Origin of the sequence: Ancylobacter novellus DSM 506 (assembly GCF_000092925.1) — a bacterium.
In the GTDB taxonomy this organism is placed as follows: Bacteria; Pseudomonadota; Alphaproteobacteria; order Rhizobiales; family Xanthobacteraceae; genus Ancylobacter; species Ancylobacter novellus.
Window position 1 is genome coordinate 2,582,959 of sequence record NC_014217.1, and the last position, 15,071, is coordinate 2,598,029.

Annotated in this window: 14 protein-coding genes; 12 read left to right on the plus strand and 2 right to left on the minus strand. The window is 69.2% G+C overall.

The window, feature by feature from the left end; genetic code table 11:
* The first annotated feature begins 80 nt into the window (after nt 1-80).
* The 7 genes from lgt to SNOV_RS12325 all read left to right on the plus strand — a co-directional run bounded on the left by lgt (nt 81) and on the right by SNOV_RS12325 (nt 7,218).
* Nucleotides 81-923, plus strand: a complete 843-nt coding sequence (gene lgt / locus SNOV_RS12295) for a prolipoprotein diacylglyceryl transferase (protein ID WP_013167263.1) — start codon at nt 81-83, stop codon at nt 921-923.
* Nucleotides 920-2,029 (plus strand): class I SAM-dependent methyltransferase, encoded by a 1,110-nt coding sequence (locus tag SNOV_RS12300; protein ID WP_013167264.1) that lies wholly within the window; start codon nt 920-922, stop codon nt 2,027-2,029. Before lgt ends, SNOV_RS12300 begins: the two co-directional genes overlap by 4 nt.
* A complete protein-coding gene (gene pgeF / locus SNOV_RS12305) occupies nt 2,026-2,787 on the plus strand; it encodes a peptidoglycan editing factor PgeF (RefSeq protein WP_013167265.1) in 762 nt (253 codons plus the stop codon). The genes SNOV_RS12300 and pgeF overlap by 4 nt, the downstream gene beginning before the upstream one ends.
* Before the next feature lie 221 nt (nt 2,788-3,008).
* A complete protein-coding gene (locus SNOV_RS12310; RefSeq protein ID WP_013167266.1) occupies nt 3,009-4,160 on the plus strand; it encodes a M24 family metallopeptidase in 1,152 nt (383 codons plus the stop codon).
* A gap of 157 nt (nt 4,161-4,317) precedes the next feature.
* Nucleotides 4,318-4,983, plus strand: a complete 666-nt coding sequence (locus tag SNOV_RS12315) for a hypothetical protein (RefSeq protein WP_041782232.1) — start codon at nt 4,318-4,320, stop codon at nt 4,981-4,983.
* 150 nt (nt 4,984-5,133) lie between these two features.
* Nucleotides 5,134-6,087: a ribose-phosphate pyrophosphokinase gene (locus tag SNOV_RS12320; RefSeq protein ID WP_013167268.1), complete on the plus strand. Its 954-nt coding sequence runs from the start codon at nt 5,134-5,136 to the stop codon at nt 6,085-6,087.
* Nucleotides 6,088-6,357: 270 nt separating this feature from the next.
* Nucleotides 6,358-7,218: a hypothetical protein gene (locus tag SNOV_RS12325; protein WP_013167269.1), complete on the plus strand. Its 861-nt coding sequence runs from the start codon at nt 6,358-6,360 to the stop codon at nt 7,216-7,218.
* A gap of 10 nt (nt 7,219-7,228) precedes the next feature.
* Here the strand turns inward: SNOV_RS12325 and SNOV_RS12330 are convergent, their stop codons facing one another.
* The gene (locus SNOV_RS12330; protein ID WP_013167270.1) at nt 7,229-10,075 is read right to left on the minus strand and encodes an autotransporter family protein; all 2,847 of its coding nucleotides are present in this window, start codon (nt 10,073-10,075) and stop codon (nt 7,229-7,231) included.
* A 388-nt stretch (nt 10,076-10,463) separates the two neighbouring features.
* Here SNOV_RS12330 and SNOV_RS12340 point away from each other — a divergent pair, with 388 nt between their 5' ends.
* The 5 genes from SNOV_RS12340 to SNOV_RS12360 all read left to right on the plus strand — a co-directional run bounded on the left by SNOV_RS12340 (nt 10,464) and on the right by SNOV_RS12360 (nt 14,051).
* Entirely contained in the window at nt 10,464-11,102 is a 639-nt protein-coding gene (locus SNOV_RS12340) for a 50S ribosomal protein L25/general stress protein Ctc (protein ID WP_013167271.1), read from the plus strand.
* Between the two features lie 110 nt (nt 11,103-11,212).
* Nucleotides 11,213-11,824, plus strand: a complete 612-nt coding sequence (pth, locus tag SNOV_RS12345; protein WP_013167272.1) for an aminoacyl-tRNA hydrolase — start codon at nt 11,213-11,215, stop codon at nt 11,822-11,824.
* Nucleotides 11,825-11,902: 78 nt separating this feature from the next.
* Nucleotides 11,903-13,000: a redox-regulated ATPase YchF gene (gene ychF / locus SNOV_RS12350; protein ID WP_013167273.1), complete on the plus strand. Its 1,098-nt coding sequence runs from the start codon at nt 11,903-11,905 to the stop codon at nt 12,998-13,000.
* A 108-nt stretch (nt 13,001-13,108) separates the two neighbouring features.
* Entirely contained in the window at nt 13,109-13,567 is a 459-nt protein-coding gene (locus tag SNOV_RS12355; protein ID WP_013167274.1) for a MaoC family dehydratase, read from the plus strand.
* Nucleotides 13,568-13,574: 7 nt separating this feature from the next.
* Nucleotides 13,575-14,051, plus strand: coding sequence for a MaoC/PaaZ C-terminal domain-containing protein (locus SNOV_RS12360; RefSeq protein WP_013167275.1), 477 nt, complete (start codon nt 13,575-13,577; stop codon nt 14,049-14,051).
* Nucleotides 14,052-14,216: 165 nt separating this feature from the next.
* Here the strand turns inward: SNOV_RS12360 and SNOV_RS12365 are convergent, their stop codons facing one another.
* The gene (locus SNOV_RS12365; RefSeq protein ID WP_244412748.1) at nt 14,217-15,059 is read right to left on the minus strand and encodes a cytochrome c1; all 843 of its coding nucleotides are present in this window, start codon (nt 15,057-15,059) and stop codon (nt 14,217-14,219) included.
* Nucleotides 15,060-15,071 lie beyond the last annotated feature (12 nt).

Sequence of the window (15,071 nt, forward strand, 5' to 3'; positions counted from 1 at the left end):
CCTGTCATTCAGGCGAGGCAAAGCGGGATGCGGCCGAATCGGCGCCGCGCCGCCGAGCCCGCCGCCGGAGATTGCCCGCCATGTTCGCTCCGCCGCTCTTCGTCCTGCCCTTCCCCAGCATCGACCCGGTGCTGATCGAGCTCGGCCCTTTCGCCATACGCTGGTACGCCCTCGCCTATATCGCCGGGCTGCTGTTCGGCTGGTGGATGGCCAAGAAGCTCTGCGCCACGCCGGCGCTGTGGGGCGGGCGCTCGCCGATCAAGCCGGAGGAGTTCGACGACGCCATCGTCTGGATCGCGCTCGGCGTCATCCTCGGCGGGCGCATCGGCTACGTGCTGTTCTACAACCTACCCTATTACGCCGAGCATCCGTGGGAGGCGCTGACTCTCTGGCATGGCGGCATGGCCTTCCATGGCGGCTTCCTCGGCTCCATCCTCGCCATGTACCTGTTCTGCCGGCGGCACGGGCTCGCCTTCGTCTCCATGCTCGACATCGCCGCCAGCGTGGTGCCGGTCGGGCTGTTCCTCGGGCGGCTGGCGAACTTCATCAATGGCGAATTGTGGGGCCGTCCGACCGACGTCGCCTGGGCCTTCGTCTTCCCCCATGGCGGGCCGGAGCCGCGCCATCCGAGCCAGCTCTACGAGGCGGGGCTGGAGGGGCTGACCATCTTCATCGTGCTGCAGATCGCCATCCGCGCCGGCGCGCTCAAGCGGCCGGGCACGGTCGCCGGGCTGTTCGTCTTCCTCTATGGCTGCGCCCGCATCTTCGTCGAGTTCTTCCGCGAGCCGGACGCGCAGCTCGGCTATCTCTATGGCGGCTGGCTGACCATGGGCATGCTGCTGTCGCTCCCCATGCTGGCGCTCGGCGCGTGGCTGATGCTGCGCGCCCGCCGCCGCCCGGCGCTGAGCGCCGACGCCGCATGACGCCGCTGGGTGAGATCATCGCGCGGCAGATCGGCCAGACCGGGCCGATCACGGTCGCCGACTACATGCAGCAATGCCTGTTCCACCCGACGCTCGGCTACTACACCACGCATGAGCCCTTTGGCGCGCAGGGCGATTTCGTCACCGCGCCGGAGATCAGCCAGATGTTCGGCGAGCTGCTCGGCCTCTGGGCGGCCGACACATGGATGCGGCTCGGCTCCCCCTCCCGCTTCGTGCTGGCCGAGCTCGGCCCCGGCCGCGGCACCATGATGGCCGACATGCTGCGGGCGACGCGCATCGTGCCGGGCTTGCGCGAAGCCGCGCGGGTGGTGCTGGTCGAGGCCTCGCCGCGGCTGCGCGAGAAGCAGGCGGAGACGCTCGCGGGACAGGAGGTCGATTGGGCTTCGTCCGTCGACGACTTGCCCGCCGGCCCGCTCATCCTGCTCGCCAACGAGTTTATCGACGCCCTGCCGGTCCGCCAGTTCGTCCGGACGCCGGAAGGCCTCGCCGAGCGCATGGTCGGGCTGGAGGAGGACGGCGCCCTCGCCTTCGGCCTGCGCCCCGGCGCCCGGCTCGACGCTTCTGCCGAGGCCCGACTGCGTGACGCGCCGCCCGGTGCGATCCTCGAAATCTGCCCCGCCGGCCTCGTAGTGGCCGAGAAGCTCGGCGCCCGGCTCGCTGCAACGGGCGGCGCGGCGCTCTTCATCGATTACGGCCATGCGGGAGGTTTCGGCGATACGCTGCAGGCGCTGCACCGGCACGCCTATGACGACGTGCTCGCTCATCCCGGCGAAGCCGATCTCACCGCCCATGTCGACTTCGCCGCCCTCGCCCGCGCCGCGACGGCCGCCGGAGCCCGCGCCTTCGGTCCCATCGGACAGGGCGTGCTGCTCGAACGCCTCGGTCTCGACGCCCGCGCCGAGCGGCTGAAGCGCGACGCCGATCCCGCCGCCCGCGCTTCCATCGATGCCGCCCGCGCCCGCCTCGCCGGCACCGGCGAGAAGGAGATGGGGGCCCTCTTCAAGGCGCTCGCTCTGGTGCATCCTGCGCTCGGCCCGGTCGCCGGATTCGCCCCCGACGAAGAATTCAGGAACACGCCCGCATGAAGGTCGAATCCCCCGCCCTCAAGGCCCTGCCCGGCATCCGCCACGCCTTCTTCACCCGCGAGGGCGGCGTGTCGCAGGGCATCTATGCCGGGCTGAACGGCGGCACCGGCTCGCGCGACGACCAGGCGCTGGTCGCGCAGAACCGCGCCCGCATGGAAGCGGCGCTCGGCGTGCCGGAGGGCCATCTGCTCACCGCCTGGCAGATCCATTCGCCCGACTGCGTCGTCGTCGAGCGGCCCTGGGACGAGCGGCCCCGCGCCGACGCGGTAGCGACCGCCACGCCCGGCATCGCCGCCGCCGTCTCCATCGCCGATTGCGGTCCGGTGCTGTTCGCCGATCCCGAGGCGCGGGTCGTCGCCGCCGCCCATGCCGGCTGGAAGGGCGCGGTCGGCGGCGTGCTCGACGCCACGCTCGATCGCATGGAGGATCTGGGCGCCAGCCGTGCCCGCGTCATCGCCGCCATCGGTCCGCTGATCCGCCAGCCGAGCTATGAGGTCGGGCCGGAATTCGTCGAGAATCTCTCCGCCCTCGACCCCGCCAACAAGCGTTTCCTCATCGCCTCCGGGCGTCCCGGCCACGCCATGTTCGACCTGCCCGGCTACATCGCCGCGCGGCTGAAGGAGCTCGGCGTCGGCACCGTCGACGATCTCGGCCTCGACACCTATGCCGACGAGGCGCGCTTCTACAGCTACCGGCGCTCGACCCATCGCCAGGAACCCGATTACGGCCGGCTGATCGCCGCCATCACGCTTGTCTGAGGGGCGGAGTGATAGCGCGTCGTCCTGAAGGTCCAATCCACAGCGCACCGTCATCCTGAGGTGCGACCCCGGGCTTGACCCGGGGGAGCCTCGAAGGATGGTCACCCAGGTGCACCCGGACGAGCATCCTTCGAGGCCCGGCCGATGGCCGGGTACCTCAGGATGACGGTCATGGGGAGGAGAGCCGGAATGCTTGAGACAATCGCTGAAAGCGAGGCCGCATGACGCTGCACTTCACCCAGCCGGAATTCGAGCGCCGCAAGGGCCGCCTGCTCGTCGAGATGGCCGAGCGCAAGCTCGACGGCCTGCTGATGTTCCAGCAGGAATCCATGTACTGGCTGACCGGCTACGACACGTTCGGCTTCTGCTTCTTCCAGTCGCTCTGGCTCGGCGCCGACGGGCGGCTCGCGCTGCTCACCCGCTCGGCGGATCTCAGGCAAGCGCAGCACACCTCGCTGATCGAGGACATCCGCATCTGGACCGACCGGGCCGACGCCACCCCGCAGCAGCAGCTGCGCGACATGGTGGCCGGTCTCGGCGGCTCAGGCGCCCGCATCGGCGTCGAGTATGAGAGCTACGGCCTCACCGCCGCGGCGGGCAAGAAGCTCGACGCCGCCTTCGAGGGCTTCGCCACGCTGGAGGACGCCTCCCGCCTCGTCGACCGGCTGCGCGCGGTCAAATCGCCGGCCGAGATTATCTATGTGCGGCAGGCCGGCAAGCTGGCGCTCTCCGCCCGCGAGGCCGCCATCGCCACCGTCGGCCCGGATGTCGACGAGGGCGAGGTGCTCGCCGCCATGCAGGGCGCGATCTTCCAGGGCGGCGGCGACTATCCGGCCAACGAGTTCATCATCGGCTCCGGCGCCGACGCCCTGCTCTGCCGCTACAAGTCCGGCCGCCGCAAGCTCGACGGCGAGGACCAGATCACGCTGGAATGGGCCGGCGCCTATCGCCGCTACCATGCGGCGATGATGGAGACGGTCATCGTCGGCCCGCCGCGCGACCGGCATCTCGAGCTCTTCGCCGCGGCGAAGCAGGCGCTGGAGGCCTGCGCCCACGCCATGATTCCCGGCAAGACCGCCGGCGACGTCTTCGCCGCCCATGCCCATGTGATGGACGGGCACGGCCTCAGCGCCCATCGGCTCGCCGCCTGCGGCTATTCGCTCGGGGCGAAATTCACCCCCTCCTGGATGGACCCGCCGATGTTCTACGAGGCCAATCCGTGGGTGCTGGAACCCGGCATGGTGCTGTTCGCACACATGATTCTCATGGACAGCGAGACCGAGACCGCCATGTGCCTCGGGCGCACTTTCTTAATCGGCGTTAACGGTAACGAGTGCTTAACCGAGGCGCCTCTGGACCTGATCGTTAATTAGTTTTAACCATTTCCCGACCGTCGGCGACGCTCGCGGCTCCCTCGCGGAGACACGCGGCGCGACCGACACGGAGCCGGATCCGATCAGCGTGCTGATCGGTGAATCCGTCTCCGGACTGGACGATGGGAGCCCGTCCGGGCTCCCCGGGGATGGGTTCATGATCGATCGACTCCGCCGGCAGCTTCGCCGGTGCCTGCCGACGACCGCGGTGCTCTTCGCCGCTCTTGCCCTCGGGGCGTGCCAGACCGACGCCAACCGGCCGGTCGCGGCGACCTCGATCTCGTCCTCCTCGGGCAAGGCCATCGCCTTCGAATCGATCGACGGTCCGCCCCAGCCGGTGTTCGACAAGCTGGTCGCCAGCCTCACTTCCGAAGCCAGCGCCCGCCGGGTTCCCGTGGTCTCGCGCCAGTCCAAGGCCGCCTACCGCGTGCGCGGCTATCTCGCCGCCAGCGTCGAGAACGGCAAGGGCGAGGTCGACTGGGCCTGGGACGTGTTCGACGCGGACGAGACCCGCGTGCTGCGCGTCGCCGGCGTCGAGAAAGTCGGGCCCGGCAAGGACGTCTGGAACAAGCTGGACGATGAGACGGTGCAGCGCATCGCCGCCCAGAGCCTCGACGAGATCACCACCCGCCTCGCCGGCGGCACGCCTTCCGCCGCTCCGGCCGCGGCGCGCCAGCCCGATCCGGCCGATGCCCCGCCGGTGCGCGAGGATGACGGCCCGGCGGTCGCCGATGCCGGCACCGCGGAGCCGGGCGATGCCGTTGCGGAAGCCCCCGCGCCCGGCAAGCCGGCGAACGCCCTCACCTTCGCCGCCCATCCGTGAGGCCGGCGCGCCACGCTGCCCGGAGTCCTAGGGACAAGCGGCCGCACCGCGGCCCTCGCCGCTTTACAGGCAGGGCCGGCCCGCCTATCAGGTCTGCGCGACGGCTGTAAGACGGCCGGCGGCAAGGATTACGGCTGGGAGCGCGCCGGAATGTCTCACAATAACGGTTCGATCAAACTCGTCGCCGGCAATGCCAATCGGCCGCTGGCGGAGGCGATCGGGGCGTATCTCGCCACCCCGCTGACCCGCGCGGTAGTCCGCCGCTTCGCCGACATGGAGATCTTCGTCGAGATCCAGGAGAATGTGCGCGGCACCGACGTCTTCGTGCTGCAGTCGACCTCCTTCCCGACCAACGACCACCTGATGGAGCTGCTCATCATCACCGATGCGCTGCGCCGCTCCTCCGCCCGCCGCATCACCGCCGTCATCCCCTATTTCGGCTATGCCAGGCAGGACCGCCGCTCCTCCGGCCGCACGCCGATCTCCGCCAAGCTGGTCGCCAACCTCATCACCCATGCCGGCGCCGACCGCGTGCTCACGGTCGACCTGCATGCCGGGCAGATCCAGGGCTTCTTCGACATCCCGACGGACAACCTGTTCTCCGCCCCGGTGATGGTGCAGGACGTCAAGGCCCGCTTCGACCTCTCCAACATCACCGTGGTGTCGCCCGACGTCGGCGGCGTGGTGCGCGCCCGCGCGCTCGCCAAGCGCATCGACGCCCAGCTCGCCATCGTCGACAAGCGCCGCGAGCGGCCGGGCGAGAGCGAGGTGATGAACGTCATCGGCGACGTCGAGGGCCGGCGCTGCATCCTCGTCGACGACATCATCGATTCCGGCGGCACGCTGGTGAACGCCGCCGACGCGCTGCTGGCGCGCGGCGCCACCGAGGTGCACGCATACATCACCCATGGCGTGCTCTCCGGCGGCGCGGTGGCCCGCGTCACCGCCTCCAACCTGAAGGAATTGGTGATCACCGATTCCATCCAGCCCACCGAGGCGGTGCGGGTGGCGCGCAACATCCGCGTCATCTCCATCGCCAGCCTGCTGGCGGAGGCCATCGGCCGCACCGCGCATGAGGAAAGCGTCTCCAGCCTGTTCGATTGAGCGGCATCCCCCTTTGGAGAACCTCATCCTGAGATGCCCGGCGTAAGCCGGGCCTCGAAGGATGCTCGTCCGGGCGCGCTCAAGCGACCATCCTTCGAGGCTCGCTGCGCTCGCACCTCAGGATGAGGGTGTCCTGTGGAGGCCTAGCAGAGCCCCGGCACCTCGATACCTAAATGGCCGGCAGCCGCTCTTATTGTGCGCTGCGCCATGATCGTTCCACAGTTCGGCCCCAACCTTTGGGCTCGCTCAACCGAACGGGACGCCGCCACGATGCGCATGAAGTCGACGCGCACCCTTGCCATGCGCACCTTTGCCACGCGCACGCCCCTGCGGCTCGCCCCTGTCCTCGCCGGCGCCGCCCTTCTCGCCGGCCTCGTCGCGACCGAGCCCGCCGCCGCCCAGTCGGCCGATTCCGATCCGTGGCACGGCATCAAGGTACTGGTGACGCCGCCCGACGAGAGCGCGGCCTATGACGAGGCCCAGCCGCCGGCCGCCGGTGCCCCGGCGGAGCCGCCGGCTGCCTCGACCGACGTCGGCGCCGACGACGGCTCCGAGCCGTCGCTGTGGACCTCGCTCGACCTCGGCCTCGGCGGCGCGGCCCCGGAGCCCGAGCCGGAGGCGAAGAAGGACGCGCCGCCGGCCTGGCTCCTCCCCGGCCCGGCGCCGAAGGTGAAGCAAGGCAAGCTGCCGACCGAGCTCGAAGTGAAGCAGGGCTATACCAGCCTGTCGGTCACCTCCAGCGCCAGCACCACCGCCCCCGTCTCCAGCGCGCTGGAGCGCGATCCCGGCAGCGGATCGGGCGAGCTCAAGGGCCGCGTCGGCGTCGGGCAGGACAACCTCACCGTCTACGGCACCGGCACGGTCGGCGCCTCGGCGAGCGGCACCACGCCCTCGCTCTATGACAGCATGGCGGTCGGCAGCACCTATTCCGTGCCGCTGGCCCCGCTCGGCATGGGCGACGAGAAGTTCGGCGCCAGCGTCGAGGTCAACAACAGCCAGCAGCTCACCACCGGCGTCGAGCTGCGCGCGCCCGCCGGCTCCTATGAGCGCTTCATCTCGGTGCAGCGTCAGGTGAGCCCGGACTCCGACCCGAGCGGCGTGGTCAAGGCCGGGGTGCTCGGCAAGTTCTGAAGCTTATCCCTCAGAAGCGCCACCTCAGATTCGCCTGCACGGCGTTCACCGTCACCTCGTCGGCGAGCTGGCCGACATAGGACAGCCCGATCCGCGCCTGCTCGCTGATGCGCAGGTCGGCGCCGACCTCGACGAGGGCGGTGTTCTCGGCGAGCGGCACGCCGGCCACCGTGAAGTTCGCGCCGGGGACGCTGAGGAAGGACATCCGCGCCTCCGGGGTGATGTCGCCGAAGGCATATTGCCAGGCGACCGAGGCGTGCGGCTCCAGCGCCATGCCGCTAGAGAGCTCCATCGCGGTCGCCACCCGCAGGCCGAGCGTGGAATAGCCGACGCCCATCGAGCTGGACGCGCCGGCGAGGCCGGCGGAGGCGCCGGTCTCGGTGAAGCCGTCCGTATCGACATGGACATAGGCGAGGCCGGCGAAGGGCTCGAACGCGACCTGCCGGAGCGCGAAGCCGTAGCCGACCTCGGCGAAGACCTGCGCGGTGCCGCCGTCATAGTCGGCGTTCGCCTGCTCGGCATAGCCGCGATAGGCGATGGAGCGCGAGGCATCGATCCAGTTGAAGGCGTAGGTGGCGCCGAGGCGCAGGTTCCAAGGCCCGGCGCTGGTGCCGGCATAGAGCGCCAGCAGCAGGCTGTTCACTTCGGACGAACTCGCGAGATCGTCGACATCGGTGCTGGAATAGGAATAGCCGACCGCCGCGCCGAGCCGCCAGTTGTCGAGCTTCGCATCGGCGCCGGAGATGATGCCGCCGATATCCGAGTCGACGTCGGCCGCGTTGGCGCCGCCATCGTAATTGCTCCAGCCGCCGAAGGCCTGCGCCCAGACGGTGCCGTCGAAGGTCGGCTCGGCGGCGGGCGGCGCCTTGGTCGGGAACGGCACGTTGGAGGCGGTCGGCGCCGCATAGGCGAGCGCCGGGCCGCCATAGGCGAGGCCCGCCATCGGGCCCGACTGCCCGGCATAGGCGCCCTGGCGCAGGCGCCCCAGCACCGCCTGCCGGCTGTAGAGGCTGTCGCCGATCAGCACCGTCTGCTCGCTGGCATAGGCCGCGCCCGACAGCGCATCGAGCGCGCCGGGCAGCTCCGCCGCGGTCAGGCCGTAGAGCGGGGCCAGCGCGCCGGGCAGGCTGGTCAGCAGGCCGTTCGTCGTGGTGTTGATGATGCCGTCGATGGCGGCGCCGACCGCGCGCTGGTTCGGCGTGTTGCCCGCCATGCCGGCGAGGTCGGCGGCGACGTTCAGCGTCACATTGGTCGGGTTGTAGTCGAGGCTCGCGTCGAAGAGCGCGGGCAGCCCGGGCGTGAGGAAGTCGTCGAAGGTGCCGGTAATGCCCTGCGTCGCCGCGATCAGCGTGGTGCTCGGCGCGAAGCTCGTGGTCAGGAAGGTGGTCTGCAGCGTGCCGGCGAGCCGCATCGTGCCGGTTACCTCCAGCAGGTCGGGCCCGGTATCGGTGATGCGCGGGGCGTAGGTGCCGGCCGCCGTCTGCACGAAGGTGGCGCTGATCAGGCTGGTGATCGACGGCCCGGTGCCGCTCACGCCGAGCCAGCCGCTGTTCTCGAAGCGCTTGCCCGGCCCCGCCGTCGCCGCCAGCCGGCCGTCGATGACGCCCATGTTCACGATCACCGTGCCGTAGCTGTCGGGCCCGGTGCGCAGGGCGTCGGCCTCCACCGTGGTCTGCAGGGTGCCGTAGTTGAGGAAGGTGCCGTAGAGGCCGTGCAGCTCCACGGCCGCGCCGGCGATGCCGGTGGCGGTGATGGTGCCGCTATTGGTCAGCACGCCATAGGTCTCGCCGCGCATGCCGATGCCGCCATTGCCGGTGACCTGCACGGTGCCGCTGTTGATGATGTCGTCGCCCTTGCGGCCGGAAAGCGCCGCGGCGTTGTCGCCGGCGAAGGTCAGCGCGCCGGTGTTGCGGATCGGATTGTAGATGCCGGGAATGGTGGCGAGGAAGCCGTGAATGCCGGTGGCGTCGACATAGATGCCGACGACGTTGTCACCATAGGCGGAATTGGACGACACGACGGCGCCGGGAATGTCGATCTCGTACCAGGTCGCGATGCCCAGCGCGTCGACATGCATCACCGCCGGATGCACCACGCCGTCCGCCGTCACCCAGTTGGCGACGAGGTTGTACTCGCCGGACCGCCCTGCCCCGGTGATGCCCTCGAAATGGGTCGCGACGGCGCCGGGGTGGTCATAGGTCTCGTAGGTGCCGGTGGTCTGGTCGTAGATGTAGCCGTGCTCGGCATGGATGCCGCCGCCGACCATCACCTCGCCGTAGCCGCCGGCGATCTTGTCGCCATAGATGCCGTAGGCCGTGGTGCTGACGGCGCCGGGGATGTTGTTGGTCGTGAAGGTGCCGGTGTCGATGTTGTAGATGAAGGCGTTGCCGGTCGCGAGCCGTGTGTCGTAGTCGCCGACCACCTGGTTGCCGAAGGTGCTGTGCGCGATGGTGAAGAGCGTGTCGGCGCCCGGATAGACCAGGGTCTTGATCTGCTGCCCCGGCGCGGCGGCGCCGTCATAGAGATAGCTGAGATCATAGGGCGCCGAGGTCGACGTCTGGTAGCTGCCGACGACGCGCAGGATGCCGTCCGGGTTGCCGAAATTCGGCCCATAGGGCGAGGAGCCGATGGCGCCGGGGAAGTTCGCCCCGTTGTCCGTGGCTTGCGGCATCGGCAGCCACGTCTTCGTGGTCATGTTGTAGTAGAGGCCGCCCGTCTCGGCGGTGCCCGGTATGATGTAGTTGCCGACGATGTTGTCGCCGCGAATGCCGGTGAGGAACGTGTCGTGGTCACCGAAATCCAGCGTCTCGTAGGTGGTCGGCGACGGCGGCGACGGCAGAGGCGTGGCTTGCGCCATTGGCGTAAGGCCACCGACACCGAGACCGACCACGACGAAGCTATACGCGCGCGTCCGCGACGCGCCGTGTGAAAACGACCGAATCTTCATGTACTGCTGCGCCCGTCCCCGAATTGCCTGAATCTATCCGTCGCCGGGAACGTTGGCGATGGCGTTTATTGGTCGCGTTTTTGAGAGCGCCGTCCTGGTGTCCGGGTGCCACCGGCCATGGGATGGCGGCATGGCTGTCACGACTCAGCCGTTGCCCTTCAAGGGTTTTGCTGCTATGAGCGCGCCCGGCCGCGGCCTTTCCGCACCCCTGGAGGCGCGCCGCAGCCGAAACCAGACCAGCCTGGAGGAACGGGCCGCGTGAGCGGCCTTCTCCATTTGCAACAGTTGAGGATAAGCCATGACCGCCATCAAGGAACTGAAGGCGACGGCGCGCGCGAAGGTCGGCAAGGGGGCCGCTCGTGCAGAACGCCGCGCCGGACGCGTACCCGCCGTGATCTACGGCGACGGCAAAGCCCCCGTCGGCATCACGCTCGACCACGTCGAGATCAACAAGATCATCTATGCCGGCCACTTCCTGACGACGCTGTTCAACGTCGACGTGGACGGCCAGAAGCACCGCGTGATCCCGCGCGACTACCAGCTCGACCCGGTGAAGGATTTCCCGCTGCATGTCGACTTCCTGCGCGTGGCGGTCGGCGCCACCCTCACGGTCGACGTGCCCGTGCACTTCCTCAACCAGGAGACCGCGCCCGCGCTCAAGCAGGGCGGCACGCTGAACATCGTCAGCCACGCCGTCTCGCTGAACGTGCCGGCTGAGGCCATTCCCGAGGCCATCGAGGTCGACCTGACCAAGTACGGCTTCGGCGACTCGATCCACCTCTCGGCGATCAAGCTGCCGGCGGGCGTGACCTGGGCCGGCCATGGCGACGACACGCTGGCCACCATCACCGCCCCGTCGGGCCTGAAGGAGGCCGAGGCCGAGGAAGCCGCGGCTGCGGCCGCCGCCGCTGCGGCGCCGGAAGCGCCGAAGGCCTGACGCGGTCGCCGGGCTGCCGGCCGATCCTGCGATTTTCGAGAGCCGGAAGCCCGCTTCCGGCTCTCATCGTTTCAGCCCTCCACCGGGGCTTTCTCCCACGGAGAATTGCGGTGCTGCTCTTCGTCGGGCTCGGCAATCCCGGGTCGAAATATGCCGGAAACCGGCACAATATCGGCTTCATGGCGGTGGACGCGATCGCCCGCCGGCAGCGCTTCTCGCCCTGGCGCCGGCGCTTCCAGGGCGCCGCCTGCGAAGGCGAGATCGACGGCGTGAAGGTGCTGTGCCTGCTGCCCGAGACCTACATGAACGAGAGCGGCCGCGCCGTCGCCGAGGCGCAGCGCTTCTACAAGATCGAGCTGAAGGACATCCTCGTCTTCCATGACGAGCTCGACCTGCCGCCGGCGAAGGTGCGGGTGAAGATCGGCGGCGGCAATGCCGGCCATAACGGCCTGCGCTCCATCACCGCCCATTGCGGCAACGACTATCCGCGCATCCGCCTCGGCATCGGCCACCCCGGCGACAAGGCGCTGGTGCACAACTACGTGCTCAGCGACTTCGCCAAGGCCGAGCGCGGCTGGGTGGAGGCGGTATGCGACGGCTGCGCCGACTTCGCCGGCCTGCTCGCCACCCAGCGGCTCGACGAATTCCAGAACCGCATGCACCTGTTCCTGGACGCGCAGGGCTTCGGAACGCCGGCGAAGGCCGGCGCGAAGCCCGGCTGATCCCGATCCGCTTGCACTCACCCGCCGTCTTGCCTAACCACGGCGGCAACAATTCTCAGGAAGACCGAGCTTCTCACCATGGGCTTCAAATGCGGCATCGTCGGCCTGCCGAACGTCGGCAAGTCGACCCTCTTCAACGCGCTGACGCAGACCGCGGCGGCGCAGGCGGCGAACTACCCGTTCTGCACCATCGAGCCCAATGTCGGCGACGTGGCGGTGCCTGACGCACGGCTGGAGACGCTGGCGAAGATCGCCGGCTCGGGCCAGATCATCCCCACCCGCCTCACCTTCGTCGACATCGCCGGCCTGGTGCGCGGCGCCTCCAAGGGCGAGGGCCTCGGCAACCAGTTCCTCGCCAACATCCGCGAATGCGACGCCATCGCCCATGTGGTGCGCTGCTTCGAGGACCCGGACGTCACCCATGTCGAGGGCAAGCTGGCGCCGATCAGCGACATCGAGACCATCGAGACCGAGCTGATGCTCGCCGACCTCGAAAGCCTGGAGAAGCGCGTCGGCACGCTGGAGAAGAAGGCCAAGGGCGGCGACAAGGAGTCGAAGGAGGCGGTCGACCTCATCAACCGCGCCCTCGTCCTGCTGCGCGAGGGCAAGCCCGCCCGCCTCGTCGAGGTGAAGCCGGAGGAGGAGAAGGCGTTCCGCATGCTCGGCCTGCTCTCCTCCAAGCCGGTGCTCTATGTCTGCAACGTCGAGGAAGCCTCGGCCAAGGACGGCAATGCCCTCTCCGCCGAGGTCTTTGCCCGCGCGAAGGAGGAAGGCGCCAAGGCCGTCGTCGTCTCGGCCAAGATCGAGAGCGAGATTGCCGTGCTGCCCGCCGAGGAGCAGAAGGACTATCTGGAGGCCATCGACCTCGAGGAGCCCGGCCTGAACCGCATCATCCGCACCGGCTACGAGCTGCTGAAGCTGGTGACCTATTTCACGGTCGGCCCCAAGGAAGCCCGCGCGTGGACCATCACCGCCGGCACCAAGGCTCCGGCGGCGGCGGGCGTCATCCATTCCGACTTCGAGAAGGGCTTCATCCGCGCCGAAACCATCGCCTATGACGACTACGTCAAGGGCAATGGCGAGGCCGGCGCGCGCGATGCCGGCAGGCTGCGGCTGGAAGGCAAGGACTACGTCGTCGCCGACGGCGACGTGCTCCACTTCCGCTTCGCCAACTGACCGGCAACCGACGGTCTCTTGACCGCCGGAACATCGTCGCTTGTGATCTGTTGCGGTAGCGGAGCGGGTCTGGCGGCAGGATGCCGTCGCAGGACGGGGCGTTGACGCATGCTGTACTGGGAAGACTTCCACGAGGGCCACGTCGCCACCTGCGGGCGCTATGTGGTCGGGCGTGAGGAGATCATCGCCTTCGCGCGGGAATACGATCCCTCGCCGATCCATCTCGACGATGCCGCTGCCGAGGCGACGCGGCTCGGCGGCCTCTCGGCCTCGGGTTGGCACCTGTGCTGCATCTTCATGCGGCTGACCGCCGACGGCATGCTGAACAACAGCGACTGCCTCGGCTCGCCCGGCATAGATGAGGTGCGCTTCCTCAAGCCCGTGCATCCCGGCACCGTGCTCAGCCTGCGCCGCGAGGTGCTGGAGACGCGCTCCTCCAAGAGCAAGCCGGAGATGGGGCTGGTGAAGTTCCGCTTCGAGCTGATAGACGCCGGCGCCAACGTCATGGTCGACCTCGTCGGCACGGTGATGTTCGGCCGGCGCAATCCCGGCTTCCGGCTGATCTGAGGGCGCCATGCGGTTCTTCGAAGACATCGAGATCGGCGAGAAGACGCGCCTCGGAACCTATACCTTCACCGAGGCCGAGATCGTCGCCTTCGCCCGCGCCTGGGACCCGCAGCCCTTCCATCTCGACGCGGCGGCGGGCGCGCGCACGCATTTCGGCGGCCTCGTCGCCTCGGGCTGGCAGACCGCCGCCATCTCCTCGAAGCTGCGCGCCGAGGCCTGCCTGCGGCTGCACGAGGCTCTCCAGCGCGAGGGTCGCAAGGTGCCGCGCATCGGCCCCTCCCCCGGCTTCAAGGATTTGCACTGGCTGCTGCCGATCCGCGCCGGCGACACGCTGACCTTCGAGAGCGAGGTGACGGCGAAGAATGCGAGCGCCACGCGCCCGGAATGGGGCCTCGTCTTCACCCACGAGACCGGCACCGACCAGCTCGGCCGCCTCGCCTTCGAGTTCACCAACTGCGTCTTCGTGGAGCGGCTGGAGGCGTGAGGCCCTAGGAGAGGCCGTCATCCCGGGATGACGGCTATCGGTATCGTCATCCCGGCCGCAGGCGAAGCCGGAGAGCCGGGATCGCGCCCGGCCCGCTGCTACCCCACAAAACAAAAGGGCCCCTTCCGGGGCCCTTCGCATATCGTCGGTCGAGAAGCGCGCGGCTCAGTGCTCGACGCTCTTCCACACCTTCTTCTTGGTGAAGTAGAGCAGCCCGGCGAAGACGATCAGGAAGATCATCACCTGGAAGCCGAGGCGCTTGCGCGCTTCGAGGTGCGGCTCGGCGAGCCACATCATGAAGGCGACCACGTCGCGCGAGTACTGGTCGACCGTCTGCGGCGTGCCGTCGGTGTAGGTCACCTGGTCGGCCGACAGCGGCGGCGGCATCTTGATGGCATGGCCGGGGAAGTACTCGTTGAAATGCGCCCCTTCCGGCAGGCTGAAACCCTCCGGCGGCGTCTCCTTGTAGCCGTTCAGCAGGGCGTGGATGTAGTCCGGCCCCTGCTCCTGGTACTGGGTGACGACGTCGACCAGGAAGCCCGGGAAGCCCACCTCATAGGTGCGCGCCTTGGCCAGCGTCGAGAAGTCCGGCGGGAAGGCGCCGCCATTGGAGGCGCGGGCCGCCTGCTCGTTCGGGAACGGCGAGGGCCAGCGGTCCGACAGACGGCCGGGACGCTCGAACATGTCGCCGGCGTCGTTCGGCCCGTCCTGGATCTGGTAGCTCTCCGCCACCGCCTTGGCCTGCGCCTCGCTGAACTGCGGGCCGCCCGGCTGGGCGAGGTTGCGGAAGGCGAACAGATGCGCGGAGTGGCAGGAGGCGCAGACCTCCTTGAACACCTGGAAGCCGCGCTGCAGCTGGGCCCGGTCGAAATGACCGAACGGGCCGGCGAAGCTCCAGTCCTCGCGGTGCGGCTTGGGCGCGCCCTCGGCGGCCAGCGCCGGGGCGGCGAGGCCGATCGCCAGCGCGGCCGCGACGACCGGGCGGAGGAAGGCGGAACGGAAGGTCATGGTGGTTTTCAT

What these genes read in the sequence shown, in the direction of transcription:
- lgt (WP_013167263.1), top strand. Translation starts at nt 81, where the DNA reads ATGTTCGCTCCGCCGCTCTTCGTCCTGCCCTTCCCCAGCATCGACCCG.
- SNOV_RS12300 (WP_013167264.1), top strand. Translation starts at nt 920, where the DNA reads ATGACGCCGCTGGGTGAGATCATCGCGCGGCAGATCGGCCAGACCGGG.
- pgeF (WP_013167265.1), top strand. Translation starts at nt 2,026, where the DNA reads ATGAAGGTCGAATCCCCCGCCCTCAAGGCCCTGCCCGGCATCCGCCAC.
- SNOV_RS12310 (WP_013167266.1), top strand. Translation starts at nt 3,009, where the DNA reads ATGACGCTGCACTTCACCCAGCCGGAATTCGAGCGCCGCAAGGGCCGC.
- SNOV_RS12315 (WP_041782232.1), top strand. Translation starts at nt 4,318, where the DNA reads ATGATCGATCGACTCCGCCGGCAGCTTCGCCGGTGCCTGCCGACGACC.
- SNOV_RS12320 (WP_013167268.1), top strand. Translation starts at nt 5,134, where the DNA reads ATGTCTCACAATAACGGTTCGATCAAACTCGTCGCCGGCAATGCCAAT.
- SNOV_RS12325 (WP_013167269.1), top strand. Translation starts at nt 6,358, where the DNA reads ATGCGCATGAAGTCGACGCGCACCCTTGCCATGCGCACCTTTGCCACG.
- SNOV_RS12330 (WP_013167270.1), bottom strand. Translation starts at nt 10,075, where the DNA reads ATGGCGCAAGCCACGCCTCTGCCGTCGCCGCCGTCGCCGACCACCTAC.
- SNOV_RS12340 (WP_013167271.1), top strand. Translation starts at nt 10,464, where the DNA reads ATGACCGCCATCAAGGAACTGAAGGCGACGGCGCGCGCGAAGGTCGGC.
- ychF (WP_013167273.1), top strand. Translation starts at nt 11,903, where the DNA reads ATGGGCTTCAAATGCGGCATCGTCGGCCTGCCGAACGTCGGCAAGTCG.
- SNOV_RS12355 (WP_013167274.1), top strand. Translation starts at nt 13,109, where the DNA reads ATGCTGTACTGGGAAGACTTCCACGAGGGCCACGTCGCCACCTGCGGG.
- SNOV_RS12360 (WP_013167275.1), top strand. Translation starts at nt 13,575, where the DNA reads ATGCGGTTCTTCGAAGACATCGAGATCGGCGAGAAGACGCGCCTCGGA.
- SNOV_RS12365 (WP_244412748.1), bottom strand. Translation starts at nt 15,059, where the DNA reads ATGACCTTCCGTTCCGCCTTCCTCCGCCCGGTCGTCGCGGCCGCGCTG.